Below are 14,608 nucleotides of genomic sequence, written 5' to 3'. Positions count from 1 at the left end.
GACGACGTCGGCGCGCGAGACTGGTGGCCACCGCGCGAATGCCTCCGTCGAGACTATGTATCGACTGCCTATCGCCACAAAACGATGAGGAAACCGTTACACAGCGGTAACCAGGAGGTGGAATCCTTGCGCGAATTCGCACGAAACGTGCGTCTGCGCGTCGTTCCGCGCACACCAGCGAATCCGAGGAAGAGGCCCGCGTGTCCACCGCTCCCCCAGCGTCCGCACAGTCCCGGGGCCGGATCGGGGCGGAGATCCTCCTGGTCCTCGGGCTCTCCCTCGGGGCGTCGGCGGTCTACTCCGTCGTCTCGATCGCCAACAAGCTCACCCGCTCGGTCTCGCTCGGGCAGCAGTCGACGACGATCAACGGGGCGCTCAGCGACCGGCCGGCCTTCGACCTGATCTACCAGCTGCTCGCGCTGTTCTTCGACCTCGTGCCGGTGCTGCTCTGCGTCTTCCTCCTCTGGCAGGGCGGCCGGCGTCCGCTCGGGAGACTCGGGCTCGACCTGCGCCGGCCGCTTCCCGACCTCGGCACGGGAGTCGTGCTCGCGGTGGCGATCGGCGCACCCGGCATCGGTCTGTACGCGCTCGGGCGGGCGCTCGGGATCACGGTCGCGGTGGTCGCGTCGCCGCTGGACGCCTACTGGTGGACGGTGCCCGTGCTGGTGCTCTCCGCGATCCGGGCGGGGGTGCAGGAGGAGGTGATCATGATCGGCTACCTCTTCGCGCGCCTCGGCGACCTCGGCTGGGGGCGGTGGAGGATCCTGTTCGCGAGCGCCCTGCTCCGGGGCAGCTACCACCTGTACCAGGGCATCGGGCCGTTCATCGGCAACGTGATCATGGGTGTGGTCTTCGGGCTGTTCTACCAGCGCTTCGGGCGCACGCTGCCGCTGGTGATCGCGCACTCGATCATCGACATCGTGTCGTTCGTGGGCTACCCGCTGGCGGTCGCCCTCTGGCCGGAGCTGTTCGCGGCGCCGGCGCCGCAGCCGACGCCCTCCGTCACTCCGACGCCCTGACGCCCCTCGTCGTCCGGCGCCGGGCGGCCGATCCGTCACGAACGGTCGTGTCGAGAGAGCGGACACGACCGTCCGCGACGGATCGTCGGCGCGCGTCAGGCGCGGATCAGGCGAAGGCCTCGATCGGCGGGCAGGCGCAGACGAGGTTGCGGTCGCCGTAGGCCTGGTCGACGCGGCGGACCGGAGGCCAGTACTTGCCGCGCACCAGCGAGCGGACCGGGTAGACGGCCTCCTCGCGGCTGTACGGGTGCGACCACTCGGCGTCGACAAGGCACTCCGCGGTGTGCGGGGCGTTGCGCAACGGGTTGTCGTCCACCGGCCACTCCCCCGCGCCGACGCGGTCGGCCTCGGCTTTGATGCCGATCATCGCGTCGATGAAGCGGTCGATCTCGGCGAGGTCCTCGCTCTCGGTCGGCTCGACCATCAGAGTGCCCGCGACGGGGAAGCTCATCGTCGGCGCGTGGAAGCCGTAGTCGACGAGGCGCTTGGCGACGTCGTCCACGGTCACTCCGGTGGCCGCGGTGAGCGGGCGGATGTCGAGGATGCACTCGTGCGCGACGAGGCCGCTGCCGCCGGTGTAGAGCACCGGGAAATGCTCGCGGAGGCGGGCGGCGACGTAGTTGGCCGAGAGGACCGCCGCGCCGGTGGCGGCGCGCAGTCCCTCCTCGCCCATCATCCGGGCGTAGGCCCAGGAGATCGGCAGGATGCCGGGGCTGCCGTACGGGGCCGCCGAGACGGGAGCACCGCCGTGGACGACGGTCTCGCCGTGCTGGCCGACGGAGTGCTCGAGCCGCTGCGCGAGCGGGTGGCCCGGCAGGAACGGCGCGAGGTGCGCCTTCGCGGCGACGGGGCCGACGCCGGGGCCGCCGCCGCCGTGCGGGATGCAGAACGTCTTGTGCAGGTTGAGGTGCGAGACGTCGCCGCCGAAGTCGCCGAAGCGGGCGAAGCCGAGCAGCGCGTTGAGGTTCGCGCCGTCGACGTAGACCTGGCCGCCGGCCTCGTGCACGAGCCGGCAGATCTCGGCGACCTCGTGCTCGTAGACGCCGTGGGTGGACGGGTAGGTGATCATCAGGGCGGCGAGGCCCTCGGCGTGCTCGGCGATCTTCGCGCGGAGGTCGTCGAGGTCGACGTTGCCGAGCTCGTCGCAGGCGACGACCACGACGCGCATGCCGGCGAGGACCGCGCTGGCCGCGTTCGTCCCGTGGGCGCTCGAAGGGATGAGGCAGACGGTGCGCGCCTCGTCGCCGCGCGAGCGGTGGTAGCCGCGGATCGCGAGGAGCCCGGCGAGCTCGCCCTGCGAGCCGGCGTTCGGCTGCAGGGAGACGGAGTCGTAGCCGGTGAGGTGCGCGAGCCAGCGCTCGAGCTGGTCGACCAGGGCGAGCGAGCCCTCGACGTCGGCCTCGGGCGCGAAGGGGTGCAGGCCGGCGAACTCGGGCCAGCTGACCGCCTCCATCTCAGCGGCAGCGTTGAGCTTCATCGTGCAGGAGCCCAGGGGGATCATGCCGCGGTCCAGCGCGTAGTCGGCGTCGGCGAGGCGCTTGAGGTAGCGCATCATCGAGGTCTCGCTGCGGTGCGTGTTGAAGACGGGGTGCACCAGGAACGGAGTGGTCCGCTCCAGCGCGCCGGGGATGCTGCGCGCGGCGCCGGCGAGGACGCCGTGCCGGGCGTCGAGGTCGCCGATCGCGACGGCGACCGCCACGACCTCCTCCGGGGTCACCGTCTCGTCGAGGGCGACCGCGACGGTGTCCGCGTCGACGAGGCGCAGGTCGAAGCCGGCCTTGCGGGCGCGGGCGACGGCCGCCTCCGCACCCTGCGGGACGACGACCGCGACGGTGTCGAAGAAGTCGGCGTGCCGGAGCGCGTGTCCGCGGTCGAGCAGGAGCCGCGCCAGCAGCGCGGCACGGGAGTGCACCTGCTCGGCGATCCGGGCGAGGCCGTCCGGACCGTGGTAGACCGCGTACATCGCGGCCATCACGGCGAGGAGGACCTGCGCGGTGCAGATGTTCGAGGTCGCCTTCTCGCGGCGGATGTGCTGCTCGCGCGCCTGCAGCGAGAGCCGGTAGGCGGGGTTGCCGGCCGCGTCCTGGCTGACGCCGACGAGGCGTCCGGGGAGCTGGCGCTCGAGGCCCTTGCGGACGGCGAGGTAGCCGGCGTGCGGCCCGCCGAAGCCCATCGGGACGCCGAAGCGCTGGGTGGTGCCCACGGCGACGTCGGCACCGAGCTCGCCCGGCGAGCGGACGAGAGTGAGTGCGAGGAGGTCGGCCGCCACGATCGCGAGACCGCCGTGCGCCTTGACCGCGCCGAGGACGGCGGACGGGTCCCAGAGGTGACCGGAGGCACCCGGGTACTGGACGAGGGCGCCGAAGGACTCGGGCACGTCGTCCGCGTCGGTGCGCGAGAGCGGCAGCTCGACGATGCGGATGCCCACCGCCTCCGCCCGGCCGCGCAGCAGCGCGAGGGTCTGCGGCAGCGCGTCGGAGTCGACGACGAAGACGTCGGTCTTCGCCTTCGAGGCGCGGCGGGCGAGCAGCATCGCCTCGACGACGGCGGTGCCCTCGTCGAGCATCGAGGCGCCGGCGGTGTCGAGACCGGTGAGGTCGGCGACCATCGTCTGGAAGTTGATCAGCGCCTCGAGCCGGCCCTGGGAGATCTCGGGCTGGTACGGCGTGTAGGCCGTGTACCAGCTCGGGTTCTCGAGGACGTCGCGCTTGATCACGGCCGGGGTGAGCGTGCCGTGGTAGCCGAGGCCGATCAGCGGGCGGCGGAGGGTGTTGCGCGCAGCGAGGGCGCGCAGCTCGGCCAGCGCCTCGGCCTCGGTGGCCGGCGCGGGGAGGACGGGCGCGAGGTCGCGGACGTGGATCGACTCGGGGACGGCGGCCTCGACCAGCGCGTCGACGGAGTCGTAGCCGAGGGCGGCGAGCATGGTGCGCTGGGCGTCGGCGTCGGTCCCGATGTGGCGGGACTCGAACTCTCCGGGGGTGCGGGCCGCCATCTACTCGCCCACCAGCTCGTCGTAGGCGGCGGCGTCGAGCAGGCCGTCCGGCAGCGCGTCGAAGCGCACCTTGATCAGCCAGCCGTCGCCGAAGGGGTCGGCGTTGACCAGCTCGGGGCTGTCGACGACCGCGGCGTTGGTCTCGAGGACCTCGCCGTCGACAGGTGCGAACAGCTCGCCGACCGACTTGGTCGACTCGATCTCGCCGACGACGGAGCCGCCCTCGACCCGCGTGCCCGCCTCGGGCAGCTCGACGAAGACGACGTCGCCGAGCTTGTCGGCGGCGTAGGCGGTGATGCCGACGGTCGCGGTCTCGCCCTCGACCAGGATCCACTCGTGGTCGGAGGTGTACTGGAGCTCGGTGGGAACGGCCATGGTCAGTTCTTCTTTCTGGAGTAGAAGGGGAGCTCGGTGACGGTCATCGGGAGCCGGCTGCCGCGGATGTCGACGGAGACGACGCTGCCGGGCTGCGCGGAGGCCGGCGCGACGTAGGCCATCGCGATCGGCACGCCGAGGGTGGGCGAGAGGACGCCGCTCGTGACGACGCCGATGACGTCGTCGTCGGGGCCGTGAACGCTGTACTCGGCGCGGGCGGCGCGGCGGCCCTCGCCGATCAGGCCGACCAGCACGGGGGCGTCGCCGGAGGGGCCCTCCTCGCTGGCCGCGCGGCCGACGAAGTCGATCGGCTTGCCGAGGGCGACGACGCGGCCGAGGCCGGCTTGCGCGGGGAAGACGTCGCGGGAGAGCTCGTGGCCGTAGAGCGGCATGCCCGCCTCGAGGCGGAGGGTGTCGCGCGCGGCGAGCCCGGCGGGGACGAGGCCCGCGCCGGCGCCGGTCTCGGCGAGCGCCTCCCAGAGCTCCGGGGCGGTGTCGGGGGCGACGTAGATCTCGAAGCCGTCCTCGCCGGTGTAGCCGGTGCGGGCGATCAGGATCGGGTGCGCCTCGAAGGTGGCGGGGACGGCGCGGTAGTAGCGCAGCTCCTCGAGCAGGCGGGCGGCGTCGTCGGTGTCGAGCACCGACTCCTCGCCGCGGTCGACCTCGATCGCGAGGCCCTGCACGTTCTGCAGGATCTCCAGCGAGCGCGGGCCCTGGATCGCGATCAGGGCGACATCGTCGCTCTCGTCGTAGAGCTCGCACTCGAACATCGCGGTGCGGTCGCGCAGCTGCTCGGCGACCACGTGACGGTTGGCCGCGTTCGCGACGACCATGAAGCGGTCCTCGCCGGTGCGGTAGACGACGAGGTCGTCGATCACGCCGCCGGTGCGGTCGAGCAGGAGGGTGTACTTCGCCCGGCCGACGGCGACGGCGGAGAGGTCGCTCGCGAGCGCGTAATCGAGGGCGTCCACCGCCTCGGGTCCGACGACGAGGATCTCGCCCATGTGGGAGAGGTCGAAGAGGCCCGCCGCGGTGCGGACCGCGTGGTGCTCGGCGAGGTCGCCGGAATAGCGGACGGGCATCCACCAGCCGGCGAAGTCGGTGAAGGAGGCGCCGGCGGCCATGTGCACGTCGTGCAGCGGCGAGCGGCGGGGCTCGGTGCTCGGCGCGGTGGCGTCGGGCGAGTCGATCTCGATGCCGCCGGTCTCGGGGGCGCCGGACTCGACAGGGGCCGTCTGAGCGGAGATGCCTTCGACAGTGTTCTCGTCGGCAGAGTTTTCTTCGGACATGTGGGAGTTCTCCATTTCGTCGCAGTGCTGCGCACGCGCCCGCACAGGTCGGTGATGCGTGGCACAGCAGTGCCGTGGGAACTCCCCCTCTGTCGTGGTGCCTGAGAGATTCACGCCGCCCCTCGCGGGGCGATCGCTTTCACCATCGGCGGATCCTCTGCGGATCGCTTTCCAGAGTGGCCAGTTCGACGCGGTACAAGACCTGAGAGATTGGCGGGGAGGCTTGCTCCTTCGGTGCCGACCGGAGTCGGCTCTCCCGCGTCGCGTATGCGGCCCGGTATTCGGTTGTCCGCTCACCCTAGCGGGCGGGCGCGCGCGCTGTCCCTCCCCCTCGCGAGATGCCCCGTGTGCACGCGTTACTCGGCGGGTCGCGGGCCCAAGTGGCATCTCGTGGCGGGGGGGAGGGCGGGTGCCGGGGTGGTGTTCGGGTCGGGGTGACACTAAGCTTCAGGGAGTCGTTAGGGTCAGGGTGACCTTTAGGGAGGGGCTCGTGGAGGCAGCAGTGCCGCAGCTCGCGGTGTCGACCGTGATCTTCGCGCTGCGCCCGCACCCGGAGACCGGGGCCGCCGCCGTCTGGATCCCCGTCGTCCGCCGGCTGCGCGATCCCTACCGGGGGCTCTGGGCGCTGCCCGGCGGTCCGCTCCGGCCCGACGAGGACCTCGCCGAGGCGGCGCGCCGCACCCTCCGCGAGACGACGGGCCTCGCTCCGCGCTACCTCGAGCAGCTGTACGCCGTCGGCGGCACCGAGCGCTCCCGCGGCGAGCGCCGCGTGGTCTCGATCGTCTACTGGGCCCTGGTGCGCACCTCCGAGGCCGACGCAGCGATCGTGGACGAGAACGTCGCCTGGCTCTGCACCGATCTGCTGCCCGAGCTGGCCTTCGATCACAGGCTGATCGTCGACTACGCCCTCTGGCGCCTGCGCAACAAGATGGAGTACTCCCGGATCGCGCAGGCCTTCCTCGGCGAGACCTTCACGCTCGCCCAGCTGCGCGAGGTGCACGAGGCCGTCCTGCAGAAGCCCCTCGACCCGGCGAACTTCCGCCGGACGATCGAGGCCTCCAAGACCGTGTTGCCGACCGAGCAGCGGCTGACGGGCACCCGTCACCGCCCGCCCCGGCTGTACCGCTACGACGGGTCCGTGGCACTCGTCGACAACGGGCCCCTGCCGGTCTAGCACCGGCCGCCGCCCGCACCAGGCCGCCGCCGGCCCCGCACCGGCCGCCGCCGCCGTCCGAACCGCACCATCGAGGAGACACCGTGACATCGGTCGACAGCACCATCCAGCTCATCGAGCGGGGAGCCGCCCCCGGCGCGACCTGCGCACCCGAGCTCGCCGACGCGCCCTGGTCGTTCGACCTCGGCCTCCCGGCCTACGGCCCCGGCGCCTCGCAGGCGGACCCGATCCCCGCGGCGTCGCCCGTGCAGGGCCGGCTGCCGGACGAGTACACCGCGGCGAGCGCCGACGAGCTGCACCGCCGCATCCTCGCGGCGAAGGAGACGCTGGGCGAGCGGGTCGTCGTGCTCGGTCACTTCTACCAGCGCGACGAGGTGGTGCAGTACGCGGACTTCGTCGGCGACTCCTTCCAGCTCGCGAAGGCGGTGGCGAACCGGCCCGACGCCGAGGCGATCGTCTTCTGCGGCGTGCACTTCATGGCCGAGACGGCGGACATCCTCTCCCGGCCGGACCAGGCGGTCATCCTGCCGAACCTCGCCGCGGGCTGCTCGATGGCGGACATGGCCGACATCGACTCGGTCGAGGACGCGTGGGCCGAGCTGACCGAGCTCTACGGCACCGAGCCGGACGCCGACGGCCGGGTGCCGCTGATCCCGGTGACCTACATGAACTCCTCCGCGGCGCTGAAGGCCTTCTGCGGACGGAACGGCGGCGTGGTCTGCACCTCGTCGAACGCGACCACCGTGCTCGAGGACGCGTTCGCTCGCGGGCAGCGGGTCCTCTTCTTCCCGGACCAGCACCTCGGCCGCAACACCGCGAAGGCGATGGGCGTGCCGCTCGAGCGGATGCCGATGTGGAACCCGCGGAAGCCGGGCGGCGGCTCGGACGAGGCGACGCTGCTCGACGCGCAGGTCATCCTCTGGCACGGCTTCTGCTCGGTGCACAAGCGCTTCACCGTCGCGCAGATCGAGCGCGCGCGGCTCCAGCACCCGGACGTCCGCGTGATCGTGCACCCGGAGTGCCCGATGGCGGTCGTCGACGCGGCGGACGAGTACGGCTCGACCGACTACATCGTCAAGGCGATCCAGGCCGCGCCGGCGGGCAGCACCTTCGCGATCGGCACCGAGATCAACCTGGTGCAGCGCCTCGCAGTGCAGTACCCGCAGCACACCATCTTCTGCCTCGACGACGTGGTCTGCCCGTGCTCGACGATGTACCGCATCCACCCGGGGTACATCGCCTGGGTGCTGGAGGGGCTCGTCGCGGGGACGGTGCACAACCGGATCTCGGTCGACGAGTCGGTTCAGGACCAGGCGCGCGTGGCGCTCGAGCGGATGCTCGCCGCGGTGCCGCCGGCCGGTCCGGTGACTCCTGCTCCCGCTCCTGCTCCCGTGGCAGGGGTCTGACATGGCCCGCGTCGTCGTGGTCGGCAGCGGGATCGCCGGCCTGGTCGTCGCCCTGCTGGCCTCGCGCCGGCACGAGGTCGTCCTCGTCACCAAGGGCGCGCTCGCGGAGTCGAGCACCCGCGCCGCGCAGGGCGGGATCGCCGCCGTCACGGCGGCGGGAGACTCCGTCGCGCTGCACGTCGAGGACACCCTGACCGCGGGCGCCGGGCTCTGCTCGCGCTCGGCCGTCGAGGTGCTCTGCGCCGAGGGGCCGGCGGCGGTCGCTGCGCTGCAGGCGTGGGGCGTCGGCTTCGACCGCGACGGCGACGACCTCGCCCGCGGGCTGGAGGGAGCGCACTCGCGGCCGCGGATCCTGCACGCCGGCGGCGACGCGACCGGCTCCGCAATCGAGGAGGCGCTCGTCGCCGCGGTGCGCGCCGCCGCCGTCACGGTGCTCGAGGAGACGGTGCTGGTCGACCTGGTGCGCCCGGGCGCCGCCGTGACCGGTGTCGACGTGCTGCGGGACGGACGGGTCGAGCGGATCGACGCCGACGCGGTCGTCCTCGCGACCGGCGGCGCCGGGCAGCTCTACCGGCACACCACCAATCCCGCGGTCGCGACCGGCGACGGGCTCGCCGCGGCGCTCCGGGCCGGTGCCCAGACGGCCGACCTCGAGTTCTACCAGTTCCACCCCACCTGGCTCGCGCTGGCCGGCGGGTTCCTGGTCTCGGAGGCGGTCCGCGGCGAGGGCGCGGTGCTGCGCGACGCCGCGGGTGAGCGCTTCCTGGTCGGGGTGCACCCGGACGCCGAGCTGGCGCCCCGCGACGTGGTCGCCCGTGCGATCGCCGACCGGATGCTGCTCCAGGGCGGACTGCCGGTGCACCTCGACGCGCGGGCGATCCCCGCGGACGTGCTCGCGCACCGCTTCCCCACCATCTCCGCCGCCTGCCGCGCGGGCGGGCTCTCGCTCGCCGACGACCTCATCCCCGTGACGCCGGCCGCGCACTACTGGATGGGCGGGATCGCCACCGACCTCGACGGGCGGAGCAGCCTCCCTGGGCTCTTCGCCGTCGGCGAGGTCGCCTGCACCGGCGTGCACGGCGCGAATCGGCTGGCGTCGAACAGCCTGCTCGAGGGCGTGGTGTTCGCGCGGCGGGTCGCGGCGGCGCTCGACGGACCGCCTGCGGAGCCCTCGTCCGAGGCGCCGGAGCTCTCCGCCCTCGTGCCGCTCGCGCTCGACCGCGCGCAGCTGCAGGAGACGCTCTGGACCGGCGCGGGACTCTCGCGCGACGCCGCGGGCCTCGAGACGGCACGGACCTCTCTCGCCGCCGCCGGCTCCCCCGCGCCGCTGTCGAGAGCGACGCTGGAGGACGCGAACCTCCGCGCCTGCGGTCTCGCCCTGATCGACGCCGCCCTGGCCCGCGCCGAGTCGCGCGGCGCCCACCACCGCACCGACCACCCCCACCCCTCGGCGAGCGCCTACCGCGTCGCCGGTACGAGAAAGGTCGCCGTCCCGTGCTGACCCGTCAGAGCATCGAGCGCATCGTCACCCTGGCCCTGGAGGAGGACGCCCCCTGGGGCGACCTCACCTCCGACACCCTCCTGCCCGCCGACGCGACGGCCTCCGCGGCCCTCGTCGCCCGCGAGCCCGGCGTCTTCAGCGGCGGCGCGGTGCTGCTCGGCACGTTCCTGCAGGCCGACTCGCGGATCCGCGTGCAGGACGTCGCCGCGGACGGGACGGTCTTCGCGGCCGGCGACGTCCTCGCGCGGATCGACGGCCCCGCCGGCGGGGTGCTGCGCGGCGAGCGCGTGGCGCTCAACCTCGTGCAGCGGATGAGCGGCATCGCGACGCTGACCGCGCGCTACGTCGAGGCCGTGGCGGGCACGCGCGCGCGCATCGTCGACACCCGGAAGACCACGCCGGGACTGCGCGCCCTCGAGCGGCACGCGGTGCGCAGCGGCGGCGGGCACAACCACCGCTTCTCGCTCTCGGACGCGATCCTCGCGAAGGACAACCACCTCGCGATCCTCGCTCAGCGCGGACTCGACCTGACGGAGGCGCTGCTCGCCGCGCGCGCGGCCGTCTCGCACACGACGCACATCGAGGTCGAGGTCGACCGGCTGGAGCAGATCGGCGCGGCCCTCGCCGGCGGCGCCGACACGATCATGCTCGACAACTTCACGCCCGAGCAGCTGGCGCAGGGCGTCGCGCTGATCGGCGGCCGGGCCGTTGTCGAGGCCAGCGGCGGGGTGAACCTCGACACGGTCCGCGCGATCGCCGAGGCCGGCGTCGACGTGATCTCCGTCGGAGCGCTCACGCACAGCGTCCGCTCGCTCGACCTCGGCCTCGACATCGCGATCGAGGCTCAGGCCGCGTGATCTACCTCGACCACGCGGCGACCTCGCCCGTGCGCCGCGAGGTGCTCGAGGCGATGTGGCCGTTCCTGACCGGTGAGTACGGCAACCCGTCGAGCAGTCATGCGCTGGGCGCGTCGGCGGCGCGCGCGCTGGAGGAGGCGCGGCGGCACGTGGCGCGCTTCCTCGGCGGGCGCGGCTCGGAGGTCCTCTTCACCTCGGGCGGGACGGAGTCGATCAACACGGCGGTCAAGGGCATCGCGCTCGGCGGTCTCGCCGCGGGACGCGGCCGGCACGTCGTGATCTCGGCGATCGAGCACGAGGCGACGGTGGAGTCCGCCGACCATCTGCGGCGGCTGCACGGCTTCGAGGTGTCGGTCGCGCCGGTGGACGGCGAGGGGCGGCTCGATCCGGTGGCGCTCGCCGCGCTGCTGCGGCCGGACACGGCGCTGGTCTCGGTGCTGGCGGCGAGCAACGAGATCGGCACGCTGCAGGACGTGCCGGCGATCGCGGCGCTCTGCCGGCCGCACCGGATCCCGCTGCACGTGGACGCGGTGCAGGCGGCGGGGTGGATCGACCTGGTCGGACTCGGCGCGGACGCGGTGTCGATCTCGGGGCACAAGCTCGGGGCGCCGAAGGGCGTGGGGGCACTGCTGCTGCGCAGTCGCGTGCCGTTCGAGCCGCTCGTGCACGGCGGCGGTCAGGAGCGGGCGCGGCGCTCGGGGACCGAGAACGTGGCGTTCGCGGTGGCCCTCGGGGCGGCGGTGCAGCTCGTGGATCCCGCGCGGGGCGCCCGCGTCTCGGCGGTGCGCGACACGTTCGCGGCGCGGGTGGCGGCGGAGGTGCCGCGGGCCGTGCCGCTCGGGGCGGCGGAGCACCGGCTCCCCTCGATCGCGTCGTTCGTCGTGCCGGGACGCAGCGGCGAGTCGATCCTGCTCGCCCTGGAGGAGCGCGGCGTCGTGGTGTCCAGCGGCTCGGCCTGCGCGGCCGGCCGCGACGAGCCGTCGCCGACGCTCCTGGCGCTCGGCCTCGAGCCGGCCGTCGCCCAGACGGCGGTGCGGTTCAGCTTCGGCGCGGAGTCGACGCCCGCGGACGCGGACGCGGCGGCGGACGCGTTCGCGGCGGTGCTCAAAGGTTAGCTCGAGCCGTGCCGAGCCCCTGAGCCGACGTCGCGCGCCGATTCCCCGCCATTCCTGACCATTCGCGATTCTCGGTGCCGCATCCTACCTATCGTTTTCCGCAGACAAGGGCGACGATGCCCGCGTAATGGAAGGACGATGATGCGACTCCAGTTGACTAAATGGACATCCCTGACCGCGATGGCGGGGCTGATCGGTGCCGCGCTACTTGCCGCTACACCGAATTCGGCCAGTGCAATTCAATACAGCGGTAGATATTTCACGACTTCATCCGCGTGCCGCGCAGAAGTGAAGGCGTACCGGATCGAGGGCTGGAAGATCCTCAAGAACTGCCCCTTCGTGGATGGATATGGGTACCTCATTGACGCCTCGAAGGGTTGAACCAGAACGCAGCCCTGAAAGAGTCCGCCCCGAAGTAGAGCAATCGCGGGCACGGTTCCGAAGTCGCTCGTCCCAGACGACTGCGGTCATTGCTGCCGCGTGTTTCGTCCTCAGTGGGTGCACAACTGCATCTCCCCGTGGGAAGGAGCCGACTCCTGTCCCGTCTACAACCATTGGCACTTCAGACGCTGCAACGACGAACCAAGCAACGAGCTTGAATCTCGAGACCTTCAATTCGATCAATCGGGCCACTGTCGCGACGATCGGCGATCCGACCGGCCGGGATCTTGCCCTGGCCCTCATTGCTGGCGGCTTCGCTCGGGCTGATGTAGAGATCACCGTCGATATCACGACGGCGGAGGAGCGGGCCGATGCGGTCTTCGTCGCGGTGAAAGTCGGTGACTCGTGCTTCGTGGGTCAGTACCGGCACAAGGCGTCAGGTGAGGACGGTGACACGAAATACCTCGGGGCGAGCGTCGCACCACTCGCCACCGGTCGGTGCCTGATCGGGGATCCGGTTCCCGTCGAGTGACGATCGCGCGGGCGTCCTGCTGATCGAGTAGCCCGCAGAGCGGGCGTATCGAGATCCACCGGCGACAGACGAGACGACTGTCGACCTGCCCTGCTGGGGACGGTGGGTCTCGATACGCCCCTTCGGGGCTACTCGACCAGCATGCAATCGCGATACACCCCTGCGGGGCTGCTCGACCAGCATGCAGTCGCGGCAGGCCCCTGCGGGCTGCTCGACCGGCATGCAGTCGCGACTGGCCCCTGCGGGGCTGCTCGACCAGCATGCAGAACGGCGGCGGCGGTGCGCCGTCGCGCCACCGCTTGCCTCGCGGCCGACACGCCGGTTGTGCGACGGATGTCGGCCGATCGGGAATGTCGGAGGCGCCTGGCAGTGTTCTGAGTCTCGTACCACCCGTCGCATCGACGTCACCCTGGCGATGCGCCCCCTCACGACGATCCCCTTCACGACCGGAGACGCACCAGTGACCGAGCGCACCCTTCCCGAGACGCGGCCCGCCGCCGCGGCCGACACGCCCTCGACGGCCCTCGATCCGCGCAGCCGCCTGGTGATCAGCCTGCTGCTGGTCTCGGCCTTCGTCGTCATCCTCAACGAGACGATCATGAGCGTGGCGCTGCCCGACCTCATGCGCGACTTCGGTGTCGAAGCTCACGTGGGCCAGTGGCTGTCCACCGCGTTCATGCTGACGATGGCGGTCGTCATCCCGATCACCGGCTACCTGATCCAGCGGCTGCACACCCGCACGCTCTTCGCCGCCGCGATGACCCTCTTCAGCCTCGGCACGCTCAGCGCCGCGCTCGCGCCGACCTTCGAGGTCCTGCTGGCCGCGCGCGTCGTGCAGGCCGGCGGCACGGCGATCATGATGCCGCTGCTGATGACCACCGTGATGACCCTCGTGCCGCCGGCGATCCGCGGCCGGATGATGGGCAACATCTCCATCGTCATCTCGGTCGCACCCGCCGTCGGGCCGACGATCTCGGGCGTCATCCTCAACTTCCTCAGCTGGCGCTGGATGTTCTGGATCGTGCTGCCGATCGCCGTCGGCGCGCTGATCCTGGGCCTCCGCAAGGTCGAGAACGTCACCGAGCCGCGCAAGATCCCGATCGACTCGCTCTCCGTCGTCCTCTCGGTCTTCGGCTTCGGCGGCCTGGTCTACGGCCTGAGCAGCCTCGGCGAGGGCGGCGAGGCGATCGTCGCTCCCTGGGTGCCCTTCGTCGTCGCCGGTGTCGCGCTCGCCGCCTTCATCGTCCGCCAGCTGCTGCTGCAGAAGACCGACCGCGCCCTGCTGGACCTGCGCACCTTCTCCTCGGGCAACTTCACCGTGGTCATCGTGATGATGGCGGTGAGCATGTCGGCGCTCTTCGGCACGCTGATCCTGCTCCCGCTCTACACGCAGAACGTGCTCGGCCTCACCCCGCTCGAGACCGGTCTGCTGCTGCTGCCGGGCGGGCTGCTGATGGGTCTGCTCGCGCCGTTCGTCGGCCGCGGCTACGACCGCTTCGGCCCGCGGGTGCTGCTGGTGCCCGGCTCGATCATCGTGGCCGGTGCGCTCTGGGGCTACACGACGCTCGACGAGAACTCGGTCTCCTGGTTCATCCTCTCCCTGCACGTGGTGCTGAGCCTCGGCCTCGCGCTGGTCTTCACTCCGCTGTTCACCGCGGGCCTCGGCTCGGTGCGCCCCGCGCTCTACTCGCACGGCAGCGCGATCATCGGCACGGTCCAGCAGCTCGGCGGCGCGGCCGGCACGGCGCTGTTCGTCACGGTGCTCTCGGTGCAGTCGGCCGCGCTCGCCCGCGAGGGCGTCGACGAAGTCGTCGCCACGGCGGGCGGCATCCACTCCGCGTTCGTCTGGGGAGCCTCGATCGCGACCGCCGCGATCGTCGCCGCCTTCTTCGTGAAGCGCCCCGCCGAGACGGACGGCCCGCGGCCGATGGTCGCGCACTAGGCCGACCGCCGGTGCTCCGCGTCCG

12 protein-coding genes and 1 riboswitch are annotated in these 14,608 nt (G+C 72.2%); of the genes, 9 read left to right on the top strand and 3 right to left on the bottom strand.

The features are described 5' to 3' along the window. The first annotated feature begins 200 nt into the window (after positions 1-200). Positions 201-1,019, top strand: a complete 819-nt coding sequence (locus MT350_RS04235; RefSeq protein ID WP_243615432.1) for a CPBP family intramembrane glutamic endopeptidase — start codon at positions 201-203, stop codon at positions 1,017-1,019. Between the two features lie 106 nt (positions 1,020-1,125). Here MT350_RS04235 and gcvP read toward each other — a convergent pair whose 3' ends face one another. The 3 genes from gcvP to gcvT are packed head-to-tail and all read right to left on the bottom strand — an operon-like array spanning position 1,126 to position 5,510. Continuing rightward, positions 1,126-4,011 (bottom strand): aminomethyl-transferring glycine dehydrogenase, encoded by a 2,886-nt coding sequence (gcvP, locus tag MT350_RS04230; protein WP_243615431.1) that lies wholly within the window; start codon positions 4,009-4,011, stop codon positions 1,126-1,128. Next, complete coding sequence (gene gcvH, locus MT350_RS04225; RefSeq protein ID WP_243598919.1) at positions 4,012-4,386, bottom strand: glycine cleavage system protein GcvH; 375 nt, start codon at positions 4,384-4,386, stop codon at positions 4,012-4,014. Between the two features lie 2 nt (positions 4,387-4,388). Next, on the bottom strand, positions 4,389-5,510 hold the full coding sequence (gene gcvT / locus MT350_RS04220) for a glycine cleavage system aminomethyltransferase GcvT (protein WP_243615634.1): 1,122 nt from the start codon (positions 5,508-5,510) through the stop codon (positions 4,389-4,391). A gap of 346 nt (positions 5,511-5,856) precedes the next feature. Then, positions 5,857-5,944: riboswitch (glycine riboswitch) on the bottom strand. A gap of 221 nt (positions 5,945-6,165) precedes the next feature. On the opposite strand from gcvT, the gene MT350_RS04215 reads away from it, so the two are divergent. The 8 genes from MT350_RS04215 (at position 6,166) to MT350_RS04180 (ending at position 14,583) form a co-directional block, all read left to right on the top strand. Further along, positions 6,166-6,849 carry an NUDIX domain-containing protein gene (locus MT350_RS04215; RefSeq protein WP_243615430.1) on the top strand — a complete coding sequence of 228 codons (684 nt, stop codon included), beginning with the start codon at positions 6,166-6,168 and terminating at the stop codon, positions 6,847-6,849. An 83-nt stretch (positions 6,850-6,932) separates the two neighbouring features. Then, the gene (gene nadA, locus MT350_RS04210) at positions 6,933-8,255 is read left to right on the top strand and encodes a quinolinate synthase NadA (protein WP_243615429.1); all 1,323 of its coding nucleotides are present in this window, start codon (positions 6,933-6,935) and stop codon (positions 8,253-8,255) included. Between the two features lies 1 nt (position 8,256). Then, on the top strand, positions 8,257-9,756 hold the full coding sequence (nadB, locus tag MT350_RS04205) for an L-aspartate oxidase (protein ID WP_243598916.1): 1,500 nt from the start codon (positions 8,257-8,259) through the stop codon (positions 9,754-9,756). Continuing rightward, the gene (gene nadC, locus MT350_RS04200; protein WP_243615428.1) at positions 9,750-10,613 is read left to right on the top strand and encodes a carboxylating nicotinate-nucleotide diphosphorylase; all 864 of its coding nucleotides are present in this window, start codon (positions 9,750-9,752) and stop codon (positions 10,611-10,613) included. The genes nadB and nadC overlap by 7 nt, the downstream gene beginning before the upstream one ends. Then, positions 10,610-11,728 (top strand): cysteine desulfurase family protein, encoded by a 1,119-nt coding sequence (locus tag MT350_RS04195; RefSeq protein ID WP_243615427.1) that lies wholly within the window; start codon positions 10,610-10,612, stop codon positions 11,726-11,728. Before nadC ends, MT350_RS04195 begins: the two co-directional genes overlap by 4 nt. A 138-nt stretch (positions 11,729-11,866) precedes the next feature. Further along, entirely contained in the window at positions 11,867-12,109 is a 243-nt protein-coding gene (locus MT350_RS04190) for a hypothetical protein (protein WP_243615426.1), read from the top strand. Between the two features lie 214 nt (positions 12,110-12,323). Beyond that, positions 12,324-12,641: a hypothetical protein gene (locus tag MT350_RS04185; protein WP_243598913.1), complete on the top strand. Its 318-nt coding sequence runs from the start codon at positions 12,324-12,326 to the stop codon at positions 12,639-12,641. A gap of 415 nt (positions 12,642-13,056) precedes the next feature. Beyond that, a complete protein-coding gene (locus tag MT350_RS04180) occupies positions 13,057-14,583 on the top strand; it encodes a DHA2 family efflux MFS transporter permease subunit (RefSeq protein ID WP_374204678.1) in 1,527 nt (508 codons plus the stop codon). Positions 14,584-14,608: the final 25 nt, after the last annotated feature.

This window comes from Rathayibacter sp. VKM Ac-2928 (assembly GCF_022815545.1).
In the GTDB taxonomy this organism is placed as follows: Bacteria; Actinomycetota; Actinomycetes; order Actinomycetales; family Microbacteriaceae; genus Rathayibacter; species Rathayibacter festucae.
The sequence above is the reverse complement of the archived record's forward strand: the minus strand, read 5'-3'. Positions and strand labels throughout refer to the sequence as shown.

Coding starts and splice junctions, on each gene's coding strand:
- gcvP (WP_243615431.1), bottom strand. CDS start 4,011: ATGGCGGCCCGCACCCCCGGAGAGTTCGAGTCCCGCCACATCGGGACC.
- gcvH (WP_243598919.1), bottom strand. CDS start 4,386: ATGGCCGTTCCCACCGAGCTCCAGTACACCTCCGACCACGAGTGGATC.
- gcvT (WP_243615634.1), bottom strand. CDS start 5,510: ATGGCCGCCGGCGCCTCCTTCACCGACTTCGCCGGCTGGTGGATGCCC.
- nadB (WP_243598916.1), top strand. CDS start 8,257: ATGGCCCGCGTCGTCGTGGTCGGCAGCGGGATCGCCGGCCTGGTCGTC.
- MT350_RS04190 (WP_243615426.1), top strand. CDS start 11,867: ATGATGCGACTCCAGTTGACTAAATGGACATCCCTGACCGCGATGGCG.
- MT350_RS04180 (WP_374204678.1), top strand. CDS start 13,057: ATGCGCCCCCTCACGACGATCCCCTTCACGACCGGAGACGCACCAGTG.